Source organism: Pontibacter arcticus (assembly GCF_003284895.1).
Classification (GTDB): domain Bacteria; phylum Bacteroidota; class Bacteroidia; order Cytophagales; family Hymenobacteraceae; genus Pontibacter; species Pontibacter arcticus.
Window position 1 is genome coordinate 118582 of the sequence record NZ_QMDV01000004.1, and the last position, 14628, is coordinate 133209.

General features: G+C 47.6%; 11 protein-coding genes. 5 read left to right on the forward strand and 6 right to left on the reverse strand.

Annotated features, from left to right (window positions below; translation table 11 throughout):
- Positions 1-14: 14 nt before the first annotated feature.
- Entirely contained in the window at positions 15-890 is an 876-nt protein-coding gene (fabD, locus tag DP923_RS13260) for an ACP S-malonyltransferase (protein ID WP_112306356.1), read from the forward strand.
- Between the two features lie 91 nt (positions 891-981).
- On the forward strand, positions 982-1287 hold the full coding sequence (locus DP923_RS13265; RefSeq protein WP_112306357.1) for a hypothetical protein: 306 nt from the start codon (positions 982-984) through the stop codon (positions 1285-1287).
- Positions 1288-1291: 4 nt separating this feature from the next.
- Here the strand turns inward: DP923_RS13265 and DP923_RS13270 are convergent, their stop codons facing one another.
- Genes DP923_RS13270 through DP923_RS13280 form a run of 3 tightly spaced genes read right to left on the reverse strand, consistent with a single transcriptional unit; the run spans position 1292 to position 3226 of the window.
- Positions 1292-1849, reverse strand: coding sequence for a YdeI/OmpD-associated family protein (locus DP923_RS13270; protein WP_239021034.1), 558 nt, complete (start codon positions 1847-1849; stop codon positions 1292-1294).
- Positions 1850-1884: 35 nt separating this feature from the next.
- On the reverse strand, positions 1885-2376 hold the full coding sequence (gene folK, locus DP923_RS13275; RefSeq protein ID WP_112306358.1) for a 2-amino-4-hydroxy-6-hydroxymethyldihydropteridine diphosphokinase: 492 nt from the start codon (positions 2374-2376) through the stop codon (positions 1885-1887).
- On the reverse strand, positions 2369-3226 hold the full coding sequence (locus DP923_RS13280; RefSeq protein WP_112306359.1) for an alpha/beta hydrolase family protein: 858 nt from the start codon (positions 3224-3226) through the stop codon (positions 2369-2371). Before DP923_RS13280 ends, folK begins: the two co-directional genes overlap by 8 nt.
- A 237-nt stretch (positions 3227-3463) precedes the next feature.
- Here DP923_RS13280 and DP923_RS13285 point away from each other — a divergent pair, with 237 nt between their 5' ends.
- The gene (locus tag DP923_RS13285; RefSeq protein WP_112306360.1) at positions 3464-4444 is read left to right on the forward strand and encodes a polyprenyl synthetase family protein; all 981 of its coding nucleotides are present in this window, start codon (positions 3464-3466) and stop codon (positions 4442-4444) included.
- 375 nt (positions 4445-4819) lie between these two features.
- On the opposite strand, the gene DP923_RS13290 is transcribed toward DP923_RS13285, so the two are convergent.
- Positions 4820-6082, reverse strand: a complete 1263-nt coding sequence (locus DP923_RS13290; RefSeq protein WP_112306361.1) for a peroxiredoxin family protein — start codon at positions 6080-6082, stop codon at positions 4820-4822.
- A gap of 162 nt (positions 6083-6244) precedes the next feature.
- Here DP923_RS13290 and DP923_RS13295 point away from each other — a divergent pair, with 162 nt between their 5' ends.
- Positions 6245-8512 (forward strand): aconitate hydratase, encoded by a 2268-nt coding sequence (locus DP923_RS13295; protein ID WP_112306362.1) that lies wholly within the window; start codon positions 6245-6247, stop codon positions 8510-8512.
- Between the two features lie 100 nt (positions 8513-8612).
- On the opposite strand, the gene DP923_RS13300 is transcribed toward DP923_RS13295, so the two are convergent.
- Positions 8613-12395, reverse strand: coding sequence for a S8 family serine peptidase (locus DP923_RS13300; protein WP_112306363.1), 3783 nt, complete (start codon positions 12393-12395; stop codon positions 8613-8615).
- Between the two features lie 184 nt (positions 12396-12579).
- Here DP923_RS13300 and paaN point away from each other — a divergent pair, with 184 nt between their 5' ends.
- On the forward strand, positions 12580-14253 hold the full coding sequence (gene paaN / locus DP923_RS13305) for a phenylacetic acid degradation protein PaaN (RefSeq protein WP_112306364.1): 1674 nt from the start codon (positions 12580-12582) through the stop codon (positions 14251-14253).
- A 57-nt stretch (positions 14254-14310) separates the two neighbouring features.
- Here the strand turns inward: paaN and DP923_RS13310 are convergent, their stop codons facing one another.
- Complete coding sequence (locus DP923_RS13310) at positions 14311-14607, reverse strand: sll1863 family stress response protein (RefSeq protein WP_112306365.1); 297 nt, start codon at positions 14605-14607, stop codon at positions 14311-14313.
- Between the last annotated feature and the right edge of the window lie 21 nt (positions 14608-14628).

A 14628-nucleotide genomic window follows, 5' to 3' on the forward strand; every position in this document is an offset into this window, starting at 1 on the left:
TTAATACAATACAAATGAAAGCATACGTCTTCCCTGGGCAGGGTTCCCAGTTTGTAGGTATGGGCAAAGACCTGTATGAGCAGCACGACGAAGTAAAACAGTTGTTTGATAAAGCAAACGAGATACTTGGTTTTAACATCACCGAGATCATGTTCAGCGGCACCGACGAAGAACTAAAGCAAACCAAAGTAACGCAGCCAGCTATTTTTCTGCACTCTGTGGCGCAGGCCAGAGTAGCGAAAGATTTCGCTCCGGATATGGTAGCAGGCCACTCGCTGGGTGAGTTCTCGGCGCTGGTTGCCTGCAATGTTTTAAGCTTTGAAGATGGCCTGCGTCTGGTTTCTAAAAGAGCACTTGCCATGCAGGCAGCCTGCGAAGCCAACCCATCTACGATGGCCGCCATACTTGGCCTGGAAGACGAAAAGGTAGAAGAGATCTGTGCTGCTATTGATGAAGTGGTGGTACCGGCAAACTACAACTGCCCGGGCCAGCTGGTTATTTCCGGCTCTAACAAAGGCATCGAAATTGCCTGCGAAAAAATGAAAGAAGCCGGTGCCAAACGCGCACTTCCGTTGCCGGTTGGTGGCGCTTTCCACTCGCCGCTGATGAAGCCCGCCGAAGAAGAACTGGCCAAAGCGATTGAAGCCACTACGTTTAGCCAGGGCATCTGCCCGATTTACCAGAACGTAGACGCCAAACCGCACACCGACCCCACCGAGATTAAGCAAAACCTGATCAAGCAGCTAACCGCACCCGTACGCTGGACCCAATCGGTGCAGCAAATGGTAGCCGATGGCGCCACCGATTTTGTGGAATGCGGACCGGGCAAAGTGCTGCAGGGACTTGTTAAAAAGATCGAACGTACTATGGAAGTAAGCTCCGCCATTTAATTCCGGACTAAGTATAAAGTATAAAAAGCCCGGGCCAGTTACGAACCAGCCCGGGCTTTATATACTTTATACTTTCATAACTACTCAATCTATGAATGCTGCTAACAGAAAAGCCATACTAAAGTTAATAGATGCCTCTCACTCGAAAGTGGAGTCCTTTTATCCGGAGTCAGCTGTCTATAAAAACACACCGGAATGGGCTGAGAAAAGAAGATTGTTACTTTCAGATCTTTCGTTGCACCTGGCGCAGGATGCACTAAAAGAAGAAAGTATAAACGAAGCCTCACTTCAGAACCATCTCTTTGCTATTCTTAAAATTTGTGCTGAGTTTTTCCCGGAAGGCAGCTATGCAGAAGCTGCAGCTTTAATAGATAAAAGTATTGCAACAAGGCATTAGCAGCTTAGATTCTTTCGCAGGCTTCACTCTTAGAAATCAGCTTTTGTATCCGGTTTTGCTGCGTAGCGGGCTGCTTTGCACTCATAATCCAGCTGGCTACGGTGCGTTTATAGGATGGAGCTTGTTTCTGATAAAATTCCCAGGCAGCTGTATTTTCCTTTAGTTGGTTTTCAAATTTTTCATCCAGCTCAACAGGAGCATTCTCGAACGTATAAACTCCGGATCTTGCCTCGGTTCTTAAAGAAAAAGCGGCTAACCCGGCGGGTTGCATCAGGCCTTGTTCGGTTAAGGCTGCTACTTTTTTGATGTTCACGTTGCTCCAGATACTTTTAGGTTTGCGCGGCGTGAAACGGATACAATAACTTTCCGCGTCTATGGATTTTCGCACGCCATCGATCCAACCATAGCAAAGCGCCTGATCCACGGATTGCGGCCAGGTCATACTTGCTTTACCAGAGCCAACTTTATAAAAGCCAACCAACAACTCTTTTGCATGGGCATGGTGCTGCGCCAGCCAGTTTCTGAATGCAGCTTGATCAGCAAAAAAAGCAGGTTTTATCATATTTATACTTTGATAAACGTTTTACTGGAATTACGCTAAACTGATTCCTCAAAAACTTTCACTTCCAGCATATCGGCGCAGGTTGCTAACAACTGATTTATACTTTGGTTGAGCACCGGATGAAGCAGTTCAGGGGCAATATCTGCTAAAGGCAACAGCGTGAAGCGGCGGTTCTGTAGTTGCGGGTGCGGAATAGTTAAGCGTTGCGTTTGTAGCACCAGCTCGTCGTAAAAAAGTATATCGATATCGATTACGCGTTCGCCCCAATGCTCAAAGCGTACCCGGCCCAGTTCCTGTTCAATGGCGTTTATACTTTGTAACACCTGCTCCGGACTTAGCTGTGTTTCAATTTCCAGCACCTGGTTCAGGAAAGCAGGCTGATCGGTTTTTCCCCAGGCGGCGGTTTCGTAAAGTCTGGAAGCACGTTTTATACTTCCGGTCTGCTGATTGATATGTTCGCGGGCCTGCTGCAAGTATAAAGTGCGGTTACCCAGGTTGCCGCCCAAAAGCAAGTATACCTTAGGCATGTTTCCTGAAAAAATCGATGGTGAGATTGGCTGCTACAGTTGCTGCATCTGGTAAATCGGCTAACTCGTAAGGGTGCTTTCCTCCGAAAGAATGATCTGCGCCGGGCAGCAAGTGCAGGTCCGCATCTGGCTTACCGGCCTTCAGTTGATGGGCCATTTGGATGGGGAGTGTCTCATCGTTTTCGCCATGCAGGATCAAAAGCGGTTGCTGCATTTTTTTGATCAGTTCCGAAATATCGAGGCGGTGTTTATTTTCCAGAAAATCCTCTACTACCTGGTAATAGAGCGGCATTTGCTGGCCGGTGCGCCCGTTCAGTACCCATTGCACGCCTTCCTTTTTCCATTGCTGCATCACCGTTTCGGGCCAACGCTGGTCGTAATTGCTCACGCCTGCCCAACTCGCCACAGCTTTCACGCGGCTATCTTCTACGGCTTTTAGTATTACTGCGCCACCGCCCCGGCTATGCCCGATCAGGAAGAGGTTGCTTAAATCAAGCTCAGCAGGGGAGAGCGGGCCATTTTCGTCGTGCAACAGGTCTATCAGTGCTTTAAGGTCATCAAGTTCTAAGCTGAAGTTGTTCTGGCCAAAGGCTTCCATGTCATGCAGGTCAGCAAAATTATCTACGCTGGTGCCGTTATGCGAGAAGTTGAATTTCACGAACACAAAGCCCCGCTCTGCAAAGTACCCGGACATCAGATTAAAGTGGCCCCAGTCTTTAAAGCCTTTGAAGCCATGTGTAAAAATGACAACAGGTTTTGGTTTGCCGTCCTGTATAAAACAGGCGTCGGCGGTAAAAGGCCGGTTATGATTGGGGTAAACAGTGAAATTTATTTTCAGGGTATCAGTCATGGCTGCTTTAGTTAAATGGTTTGATGGTTAAACTGTTGAGTGGCTTTTTGTTGCCAGATCCATACTTCCGGGTGAGTTCGGATGAGGGAGCTATAAAGAAGCCACTTGCATATCACAACCTAACAATCCGACAATGTAACACTTTATTTTATGCAGCAATTTAACAATCGGGAACCAACAATTAAAGTATGCGCTTGCAAACCACCCCGTGAGACCGTAATATTGCATACCCAACACATGAGCATCAGCCTAACTAAAATACAAGCCCCCATTGCCGAGGAAATGGAGCTGTTCGAGAAGAAGTTCCGGACTTCGATGAAGTCGAAGGTGCTGCTTCTGGACCGGATCATGAGCTACATTGTAAAGCGCAAGGGCAAGCAGATGCGGCCGATGTTCGTATTCTTTATGGCCAAGCTTTTCCGGGGCGATGGCATTGGCGATGCAACATACCGTGGCGCTGCCCTGATCGAATTGCTGCACACGGCTACGCTGGTACACGATGATGTGGTAGATGATGCCAATTACCGCCGTGGTTTCTTTTCTGTAAATGCCCTCTGGAAAAATAAGATTGCCGTACTGGTAGGGGATTACCTGCTCTCAAAAGGCTTGCTTTTATCGTTGCACAACGATGATTTTGAGCTGCTGAAGATCGTATCGAATGCAGTGCGCGAAATGAGCGAAGGCGAGTTGCTGCAGATTGAGAAAGCCCGCCGACTCGATATTACCGAAGAAGTATACTTTGACATCATCCGCCAGAAAACGGCTTCTTTAATTGCTTCTTGCTGTGCCGTAGGTGCTTCATCGGCAGGCGCATCGCCGGAAGATGTGGAGAAAGCGCGTTTGTTCGGCGAGAAAGTAGGCATCGCGTTCCAGATAAAAGATGATCTTTTTGATTACGGAACAGCTGAAATAGGCAAACCGGTTGGCATTGATATCAAGGAGAAAAAAATGACTTTGCCCCTGATCCACGCCCTCCGCGAAGCAGACTGGCTGACCAAGCGCCGCGTTATCTACAACGTAAAAAACAACAACGGCGACAGCAAACGGGTGCAGCAGGTAATTGAGTTTGTGAAAGCATCCGGCGGCATCGATTATACAATTGAGATCATGAATAAGTATCATGCTGAGGCTTTAGCTATACTTCATACGTTCCCGGCTTCGCCATCCCGAACTTCCCTGGAGCAACTCATCGCGTATACCATCGAGCGCGAGAAATAATTCCGTATTTTACCCCACCCCAACCCTCCCCTAAAAACAGTGGAGGGAGTTATACTTTAGATATCACTTTTATACTTTACAGCAGCAACAGCAGACTCCCCGCCTTGGATAAGGAGGGGCTGGGAGTGGTTTGACCCGGAGCAGTAGAACTATTTGAGCTAAACAAAAAGGCCGTTACAAAATTGTAACGGCCTTTTTCATACTTCGAAGCTGTTTAGCGTTTTCAATTACAGCGCCTGAACCTGCCGTTGCTGGTGTTTTCACCGACAACTATACTTTCAGCAACAGGAGCTTGCTGGTGAAAACACGCAGCAAGGGCAGCAGTAATTTATTTGTTTAAAACGCTAAACAGCCTCTTTTTCTGACCATAAAATTCTACTTTTCTGCAAGCAATTCGTTCATGGTGGCATTAAAATCTTTTACCCAATCTTCGTAATATTTACCGGTACCGGGGCCTGAAAATCCGGTGTGTACTTTTCTTACTTTCCCCTGTCTGTCGATGTAAATAGTGGTCGGGAAAGACATGACGTGGTTTAATGCAGGTAAAGCTTTAGCGGCGGCATCTTTGTCTGATACACCAGCAACCAGCAAATCATAGTTTATATCGAGCTTATCACGCATTTTAGCCAGGCGGGCAGCAGCTTTTTCGAACTCAGGGCTGCGCTCAAAACCTAAACCGATAATTTCGAGGCCACGTGCTTTGTTGGCATTATAGTATGGGCTCAGGAAGTTGGTTTCGTCGAGGCAGTTCGGGCACCAGGTACCAAGTAACTGCACAATAACCACTTTGCCTTTATACTTCGGATCGGTTAACGCTACCTGTTTGCCGTTCAGGTCAGGAAAAGAAAAAGTAAGTTTGTCGTAGCCTGGTTTTAAAAACGTTAAGGTGTTGGCATCGGCCAACTTGGCGTCCGGATTGCGTTTGGCTGTCCAGCTTTCGTAACCGCTCATCCCCGAAAAGAATTCTCCCTGCAGGGTGCTGTCGCCGGCAGGTTTTGCCGTGAAAAGGTAGGCGTGGTTGCCATCAAATGTAGAAACTTTCAGTTGGTTACCGGCTACTTCGCCTTCCAGGTAGCGGTAATCGCCGGTTTCAGTCAGGAACGTGCCGGTTATATAATTATCATCCTGGTTAAAAACGCCCACCGCTTTGTAGCTGCTGCCTTCCTTATCCGAGAACACTACTTCCCATTTGCCACCAAAGGCAAAAGTGGCTGGTGCAGGTTTTTCGGAGAAGCGGTTTTTCTGGCCATGTGTTGCCGTAAAAGGGACAGAATATGGTTCCGGGGTATCATTTTTCACAAAGCGGCCTTTCATCTGGCCATCTTCTACTTTCGCGATCAGGTCGGCATCAAAAATATGTAAGCCGATTTTTACAGAATCGCCCATCGGTGTAATCTCATCCAGCAGAATCCGTTCTTCGCCGTTCAGCAGGTATAATACCGTTTTGCCGTCCTTGGCTTCGGCGTTCATGATATACGGAATTTCCTGGTTTTGTGCCTGCAGCACCACGCGCCAGCTACCTTCTTTTATGGCCATATCAGATGATTGCTTAGAGTTACAGGACGTTATAAGTTGAGAGAAGGCCAGCGCCAAAAACAAAATCAGCCTGGCAGGTGTATTAATGTGAGACTGTATCATAAAACAAACTTAAGGGTTATGGCTGAAAATACCAGCACACAAAAAAATGAATGGTATATTGAGCTTATATTCATTTACGCTGATATTTTTCAGAAACTATGATATTTCGTACATTTGTGAACTTCACAAAAAAGAGTTAAACATACTAACAATAGCGAAACTATGGCATTTGATTTAGAAATGATCAAGGCAGTTTATGCCGGCATGGAAGAGCGTGTAACCGCTGCCCGCCAGGTAGTAGGCAAGCCGCTTACCCTGACAGAAAAAATTCTGTATGCTCACTTATACGACGGTAACGCCACACAAGGATTTGAGCGTGGCAAGTCTTACGTAGATTTTGCCCCGGATAGAGTAGCCATGCAGGATGCAACGGCACAGATGGCCTTGCTTCAGTTCATGCAGGCTGGCAAACCTACTGTAGCGGTTCCATCTACGGTGCATTGCGACCACTTAATTCAGGCGCGTGTTGGCGCAGACCAGGATTTACAGGAAGCTTACGATATCAACAAAGAAGTATATGATTTCCTTGCCTCGGTTTCGAACAAGTATGGCATCGGTTTCTGGAAGCCAGGTGCTGGTATCATTCACCAGGTAGTGCTTGAGAACTACGCCTTCCCGGGTGGTATGATGATCGGAACAGACTCGCACACGCCAAACGCCGGTGGCCTTGGTATGGTAGCGATTGGTGTTGGTGGCGCTGATGCCGTTGACGTAATGGCTGGCATGGCCTGGGAGCTGAAATTCCCGAAAGTAATTGGTGTAAAACTGACAGGTAAACTGAACGGCTGGACTTCTCCGAAAGATGTGATCCTGAAAGTGGCTGGTATACTTACTGTAAAAGGTGGTACCGGTGCGATTGTAGAATATTTCGGCGATGGTGCTGAAAATATGTCTTGTACTGGTAAAGGTACGATCTGTAACATGGGTGCTGAAATCGGCGCAACTACTTCGGTTTTTGCTTACGATAACAGCATGCGTGCGTACTTAAACTCTACTAACCGCGAAGAAGTAGTACAACTGGCTGACGAGGTTGCGCATATCCTGCGTGCCGACGACGAAGTATACGCAAACCCTTCTGCTTACTACGATCAGTTAATTGAGATTGATCTTTCTACGTTAGAGCCACACGTAAACGGTCCATTCACGCCGGATGCAGCCTGGCCTATTTCGCAGTTTGCTGCGGTGGTAAGAGAGCACAACTGGCCAGCTAAACTGGAAGTTGGTCTGATCGGATCGTGCACCAACTCATCTTACGAAGACATTACCCGTGCCGCTTCCATTGCAGCGCAGGCTGTAGAGAAAAACATCGAAGCGAAAGCTGAATTTACAATCACGCCTGGTTCGGAACTGGTGCGTTATACAACAGCCCGCGATGGTTTGTTGGATACATTCGCTCAGATGGGTGGTGTTGTACTGGCAAACGCTTGCGGTCCGTGCATCGGGCAGTGGGCACGCCATACCGATGATCCGACTCGCAGAAACTCGATCATCACGTCCTTCAACCGTAACTTTGCGAAGCGTAACGATGGTAACCCGAACACACACGCGTTTGTGGCATCGCCTGAGATCGTGACTGCTTTTGCAATTGCCGGCGACCTTACATTTAACCCGCTTACAGATACCATTACAAACAAAGACGGCGAGCAGGTAATGCTTGATGAGCCAAAAGGTATCGAGTTGCCGGTTAATGGCTTTGCGGTAGAGGATGCCGGTTATGTAGCACCAGCTGAGGACGGAAGTGCTGTAAACATCATCGTGGATGAGCAATCTGACCGTTTGCAGTTACTGGAAGGCTTTAAGCCATGGGAAGGTACAGACCTGAAAGGCCTGAAACTGCTTATTAAAGCACAAGGTAAGTGTACAACAGACCATATTTCGATGGCTGGTCCTTGGTTGAAATACCGTGGCCACCTGGATAACATCTCCAACAACATGCTGATCGGTGCGATCAACGCGTTTAACGGCGAGCCTAACAACGTATACAACGACATGACCCGTGGCTATGATACGGTACCGGCAACTGCGCGTACGTACAAAGCAGCAGGTATCGGTACGGTTGTAGTGGGTGATGAAAACTACGGGGAAGGTTCTTCGCGTGAGCACGCTGCCATGGAGCCGCGCCACTTAGGCGTTCGTGCTGTACTGGTAAAATCTTTTGCCCGTATCCACGAAACCAACCTGAAAAAGCAGGGTATGCTGGGCTTAACTTTCGATAACAAAGCAGATTACGACCTGATCGAAGAGAACGATACCATCGATATCCTCGGTCTGGAAAGCTTTGCACCGGGTGTTCCGTTAAAAGTGGCACTTCACCACAAAGATGGCAGCACGGATATTATCAAAGTAAACCATACGTACAACGAAGGCCAGATTGCCTGGTTCAAAGCCGGATCTGCACTCAACCTGATCCGTATGCAGGAATCGAAATAGTAACAATTAGTACATAAAAAAGAGAGCCTCTGCTTATAGCGGAGGCTCTCTTTTTTTTTCTATACTTTGGGAAAGTATAAGTTAAGTAAACAGTATGGCTTTAGTTTGTAACCAGAATTCGCTTGGTGATGCTGGTGTTGCTGTAATCGAACCGGACAAAGTATAAGCCAGCCTGCAGGTTACTGACATTAATAGTTACCTGCTGGGCCTTTAGGGAAGTAACAGGCGGTTGCACGGCACGGCCGGTTGCATCCCAGATACTGATCTTAGGTAGTTTGGTCGCGTCGCCGTCTGTGAGTAAATTAACTGTAACAACAGCGTTTGACGGATTCGGGTAGAGCACCAGCATTTCCGCAATGGCAGCAGGAGAGGTGGCCTGTACTTCTACCTGTTTGGTGACGCTAACTGTATTGCAGTTTAAATTATCTGTTGCGGTAAGTGTAACCGAGTAGGTGCCCGGAGCTGCAAAAGTATGGACGGTACTTGGACTTGTATGCGTATCAGGCGTTCCGAAATTCCAAAGTAAGGTGGCGGCATTTATACTTTGGCTAACGAACGTAACAGGCATACCCGGATAGATCTTAGCAACATCAAACGTAAAATCTATTTCCGGCTTAGGTACAAGTTTAACCACAGCAGGCGACAAGGCACTTTCTACCAGCGAATCAGCATTTGAGGCGTAAATGGTAGTGCTTTTGGTGATATTCGTTAATGCAAACGAAGCACCGGTTCCGATCAGGTTCTTCTTTTCTGAATCAGCGTAAAAGTTAAAGGTAGTACCTCCTTCCGGAGCCCAAACCAGGCTGTTGCCGGCGCACATCGTTTCGGTAAGTGCAAGAGGTGCCGGGCCTGGTAACAGCGGCAATACCGTTACTTTTTTAGTGGCTGTTACAGTTGTACAGTTTTGCTCGTCGGTGGCTGTTAAGCTGATCTCATAAGTACCTGCCTTCGTGAACGTATAATTTATACTTTCGCTGTTGCTGGTTTGGGCTTCGGGTAAGTACCAGGTTAAGTTATGGGCATGCTGGGTTTGGCTGGTAAACGTAACCGGAATGCCGGCATGAACCTTTGCCCCGGTTTGATTAATCTCTGCTTCCGGGGTTTGTGCTAACGCGAAGGTACCGGCTGCAACTGCACTTTCAAATACAGAATCGATGTTGGCGGCGTAGATAACAGTGTTTTCCGTTAAGTTTTTTAAAGTATAAGAAGCTCCGGATGCGAGTAAGTTGCTCTTTTCGGCATCCGTGTAAAAATTATACTTGCTGCCACCTTCCGGTTTCCAGGTATAGGTACTGCCTTTACAAAGTGTCTCTTGTATGGCAAGCGGAGCAGGGCCGGTTTTCAGAAGTTTATACTTTTGCTGGGCGGCTGTAGCGTGTTGTTTCAGGGCAGCCAGGTCATCGCCTGCCAGTAACGCAAACGCAACAATGGCGGTTTGGCCGGGCGCTATACTTTGAACCTGGCTGCTAACCACATGCGATACGTTATTTCCTTTGCCTGAACCGGCTTTTTGCCGTGCTACACCGCTGGTTAATGCTTTATACTTTTCCTGCGTTGTAAAGCCGTCTTCCACCGAGAAAGAACTTTTATCGCCGCCGTAATTATCGATGGCGTGGTAGCCGGCAGTGCCATTTGTGAGGAGTTTTATACCTGTAAACGGCAATGGCTGGCGCAGGCTGTACACGTACCCCATACGCAGGTCGTTGTCCCAGTCGGCAGCGTTATACAGAAAGCCATCCGAAGAGTTACTGATATCCCAGTCGGCAAAAATACCGGCGTAAGCGTTTTCTATGGTAGCGTTTGTGGTGTTTTTCAGGTGATATTCCAGGATCACGTAATCCTGATCGGATTGGTCGGCCCAGGCGTAGGTAATGTGTTTTATCTGCAGGCCTGTGTTGGCTTCATCCTGCATAACAGCACGGCCTTCCTGGGTTGCCAGCGGCGTCTGGTGGTGCAGCCGTGCGTTGCTGACAGGCGTAAAATCACCATCACTTTCATAGTACTCGTTCCGGATATTGTCTGCCACTTTTGTAGGTGCTGTCGCTACCATCAGGCCTCCTTCAAATAAAAGCGAGTTGCCTTCATAGCGTATTCCCAAACCTTTATCCAGGTTTAGACCATCGTATCCCAGGTTACCCATGCTGTTTATGGTTACCAGCAGGTTATTGGCATCCAGGGTTACAAAGCTTGGGTTTAAGATCAGGGTGATATACTGAAAATCAGTGTAAGCACCATCCGTATAATCTAACCGAACAATAACTTTCGTATTTAGGGGCGTACTTTCGGAGATACGGACTTTAAATGTTTTATCTGGAGTGGTTGTAAACGAACGCATTGTAGCTATACTTCCGGCTGTTACGGTTGCCTGCTCCACTGCCAGAAATTCGGACTGGCTTGTAAGCCGGATTTGGAGGTTGGAAAGGGGAGAAAGGAAGTTGGTAATATCTGCTGTAAGCGGCACAATGGCTCCGGCACGCGGCGTGGCTTTACTCTCAAAATAAAGCGCCGTTGCCCTGGCAGATTTGAGGTCGGTAGCTAACAACGCTTTTTTTAGGTTGAGGCGGCCTCTGCCCAATTTACCTGCAAAATTGGGAGCTGCGTTTTTAGCATAAATATCATCGGCACTCATACGTATGCGTTCTACTACCTGGCGGGAGTTTAGCGCCGGAAACTGTGTCCGGATAAGTGCTGCGGCGCCTGCCACCACCGGAGCAGCAAACGAAGTTCCCCAAAACCTGCTGAAGCCCTCTTCTGTATTGCCATTAACCGAATACATATTTACGCCGGGTGCACTTATATCCACACCATAATTGTAAGTATAATTGTTGCGGTCATTAATATCAGTACCGGCTACAGACAGCACATTATCATAAGTGGCAGGGTAATAGTCTACCTCTGTGCCTGTGTTCCCGGCGGAAGCCACGATCACTACATTTTTATCCAGCGCGACATAATTGATAATATCCTGCTCGAACTGTGAGTAACCCAAACCGCCCCACGATAAATTAATTACTTTACAACCTTTTTCGGCAGCGTATACCATAGCTTCGTAGCCGCCGAAACTACCGTTGGCCGTAGAAGGGAAAACCTTTAAAGGCAGAAACTTTGTGTTGAAACCAACGGCAGCCATTCCAAAACCATTGTCCGAAGAAGCAGATGTGATACCAGCAACTGCTGTGCCGTGGGTTTTCCAGGAAGTATCGTCGAATACGTTGTTATCGTTATCAGAAAAGTCCCAGCCTTTGTAGTTGTCAATCAAACCGTCGTTATCGTTATCGATGCCATCGATCGGGTCGCTGGTGTTAAGGGCTACTTTACTTTCCAGTTCTTTATGACTTAGTCTGAAACCTGTGTCCAGTATCCCGATCACCACTTCTTCGCTGCCTTTTGTAATTGCCCACCCTCGGTACGCGTTAATCAGCTTTAAATAATATTGCGCTGTAACAAGAGAGTCTGAGCTCGGATCGTTGGGCTGGTGCATGGGCTCGCGCACGTAAACAGGCTCTACATAATCAACCATTCCGGTACTTAACAAGGCGCGTTTTACCTGTTCGAAATTCTGGTCCTGGCCATAGGTTAATTTGTAAAGCAGCGACAGATCGACCTGGTTTTTTTGTTTACGCAGCGTTCTTGCACCGGCAGCCTGGTTCGGGAAAACCTGTTGTACTTTTCTGGCTTTTATCTTTTCGAAAGACTCCTGCAGGCGGCTGCCGCCCATAGCCCTGACCGAAGCGGCCTCGCTATACCCTGGCTTCAGTTTATAAACAACGGTGTAGGGTTGTGTAGGGGCACCAGGCTGTTGGGCAAAGCCGGGTAAAGTATAAAGTATAAATGCCAGTACGCAGCCTAAGCCACGAAACAGCGCAAAACGGCTGGTAAACATTTTGTCAAATTGCTTGTAGTAAATTAATTATAAATAGCGAACGAAACCAGGATGAGCCGGAAGCGGTTCCGTCTAACGTAAAGTTAGTTACATAAATTCAAGAGGTGTCTATACCTTGCCAAAAATTATGTAAATTCACACAATTAAGATAAACCATATCCTCATACATATAGAAAGCTTGACTATGGAATTGAATTTAAGCGAGAAACATACTTCTATTTTAGAAGCAGCCGTAGCGGCCATCGACGCCCGTACGTTCTTTGCACAATACCCTGAAAACCCGTTACCGGAAGTATATGGCGAAAACGCCGACAAAGAAGGCCGCGAAAAGTATAAAACACACCTGAACAAGCAGTTTACAGAATTACTGCAGCAAGACCCGGAAGCATGGGTAGGGCAGGAGGATTCGCCTTACGAGCAGCAGCCGTTAGGTATAAAATATCCATACTTTGCAACAGAAACCTTGGTGAGCCGGGCCGAAGAAGCGTTCCATCAGTGGCGTAAAGTAAAACCTGCCGACCGTGCAGCTTTGCTGATCGAATCGTTGGAGCAGATAAAGCACCGTTTCTTTGAGATCGCGTACGCGACCATGCACACCACAGGCCAGGCCTATATGATGTCTTTCCAGGCATCGGGGCCGCATGCCGCTGACCGTGCGCTGGAAGCAATTGCATCCGGTTACCAGGAGCAGACCCGCTATCCGGAAGCGATTACCTGGGAGAAGCCGATGGGCAAGTACAACCTGAAGCTGGATAAAACCTGGAAAGCCGTACCAAAAGGCGTTGCACTGGTAATTGGTTGTGCCACTTTCCCGACCTGGAACACAGTGCCGGGTATGTATGCCAGCCTGATCACGGGTAACCCGGTTATCATTAAACCACACCCGAAAGCGGTATTACCAATTGCAATAGTGGTAGCCGAAGTACAGAAAGTGTTACAGGCAAACGGATTAAATCCAAACATTTGCCAGCTGGCTGTAGATGCAGACGACCACCTAATCACAAAAGAACTGGCTGAGAACCCGAAAGTAAAACTGATCGATTACACAGGCGGAACAGAGTTTGGTAACTACGTAGAGAGCCTGAAAGGCAAAACCGTATTTACTGAAAAAACGGGTGTGAACTCTATCATACTTGACTCGGTGGAGGACCTGGATAAAGTAGCGCAGAACCTGGCATTTTCGGTAAACTTATACTCTGGCCAGATGTGTACCGCACCGCAGAACTTCTTTATCCCGGCTTCGGGTGTTAAAGTAGCCGGCGAAACAGTGCCTTACGAAGAGGTAGTGAAAAAAATTGCAGATGCGGTTACGGCACTTGCCAATAACCCGAAAGCTGGCCCGCATATTTTAGGTGCCATCCAGAATCCGGCTACCATTGAGCGTGTAAAAGAGTCTGCTTCCATCAAAGGGACTACATTGCTGAATAGTGGCGATTTCAGTAACCCGGTATTTGCGAACGCCCGTACTTGCACACCGGTAATTTACGAGGTGGATGCTTCTGAAAAAGAAAGCTACAGCCGCGAGTTGTTTGGCCCGATCATGCTGATGATCAAAACGCAAGATACCGATCAGTCGATTGCGCTGGCACAAGAGATGGCCCTGAACTATGGCGCTATTTCCTGCGGCGCTTATACGACAGATCCGGAAACGAAAGAAAAAATAATGGATGAGATGAGCCTGGCTGCTACGCCGGTAAGCTTTAACCTGACCGGTGGCATCTATGTAAACCAGAATGCGAGTTTCTCTGATTTCCACGTAACGGGTGGTAACCCGGCAGGTAACGCTTCGTTCACAAACCCTGAGTTTGTAATTAAGCGCTTTACATGGGTTGGTTTCAGAGAGCCGGCTATGGCGTAGTTCAAAGTATAAACAAAAGTAAAAAGCCCGGACTATATCATTTAGTCCGGGCTTTTTTTATTTAAAAATGTTGTTCACATCATCCAGCAGGCTATTTATACTTGTCCGGATGTCCTGCCATTTGCTTTGGTTTTCTTCTGAACTGTTTAGTTTATCAGTTAGCAGCGAGCGTTTTTTCTCGAGGGCTGCAATGTGTTCGTGGTATGTATGGTTCGAGTCGGCGGTGGTGGCGTTAACCTTTGCTTTCAGCGTTTTGATCTTTGCATCCAGCTCTTCCAGACTTTTTCTTATCTCTTCAGGAGAAAGATTGTTTGGGGCACGCATGTTATCGGGGTTCATTTTATAAGTATCCATATAGGTAGTTGTGGTTTCAGG

Bases quoted from the DNA above. Each gene is read 5' to 3' on its own strand.
- fabD (WP_112306356.1), top strand. From the start codon at position 15: ATGAAAGCATACGTCTTCCCTGGGCAGGGTTCCCAGTTTGTAGGTATG.
- DP923_RS13265 (WP_112306357.1), top strand. From the start codon at position 982: ATGAATGCTGCTAACAGAAAAGCCATACTAAAGTTAATAGATGCCTCT.
- DP923_RS13270 (WP_239021034.1), bottom strand. From the start codon at position 1,849: ATGATAAAACCTGCTTTTTTTGCTGATCAAGCTGCATTCAGAAACTGG.
- folK (WP_112306358.1), bottom strand. From the start codon at position 2,376: ATGCCTAAGGTATACTTGCTTTTGGGCGGCAACCTGGGTAACCGCACT.
- DP923_RS13280 (WP_112306359.1), bottom strand. From the start codon at position 3,226: ATGACTGATACCCTGAAAATAAATTTCACTGTTTACCCCAATCATAAC.
- DP923_RS13285 (WP_112306360.1), top strand. From the start codon at position 3,464: ATGAGCATCAGCCTAACTAAAATACAAGCCCCCATTGCCGAGGAAATG.
- DP923_RS13290 (WP_112306361.1), bottom strand. From the start codon at position 6,082: ATGATACAGTCTCACATTAATACACCTGCCAGGCTGATTTTGTTTTTG.
- DP923_RS13295 (WP_112306362.1), top strand. From the start codon at position 6,245: ATGGCATTTGATTTAGAAATGATCAAGGCAGTTTATGCCGGCATGGAA.
- DP923_RS13300 (WP_112306363.1), bottom strand. From the start codon at position 12,395: ATGTTTACCAGCCGTTTTGCGCTGTTTCGTGGCTTAGGCTGCGTACTG.
- paaN (WP_112306364.1), top strand. From the start codon at position 12,580: ATGGAATTGAATTTAAGCGAGAAACATACTTCTATTTTAGAAGCAGCC.
- DP923_RS13310 (WP_112306365.1), bottom strand. From the start codon at position 14,607: ATGGATACTTATAAAATGAACCCCGATAACATGCGTGCCCCAAACAAT.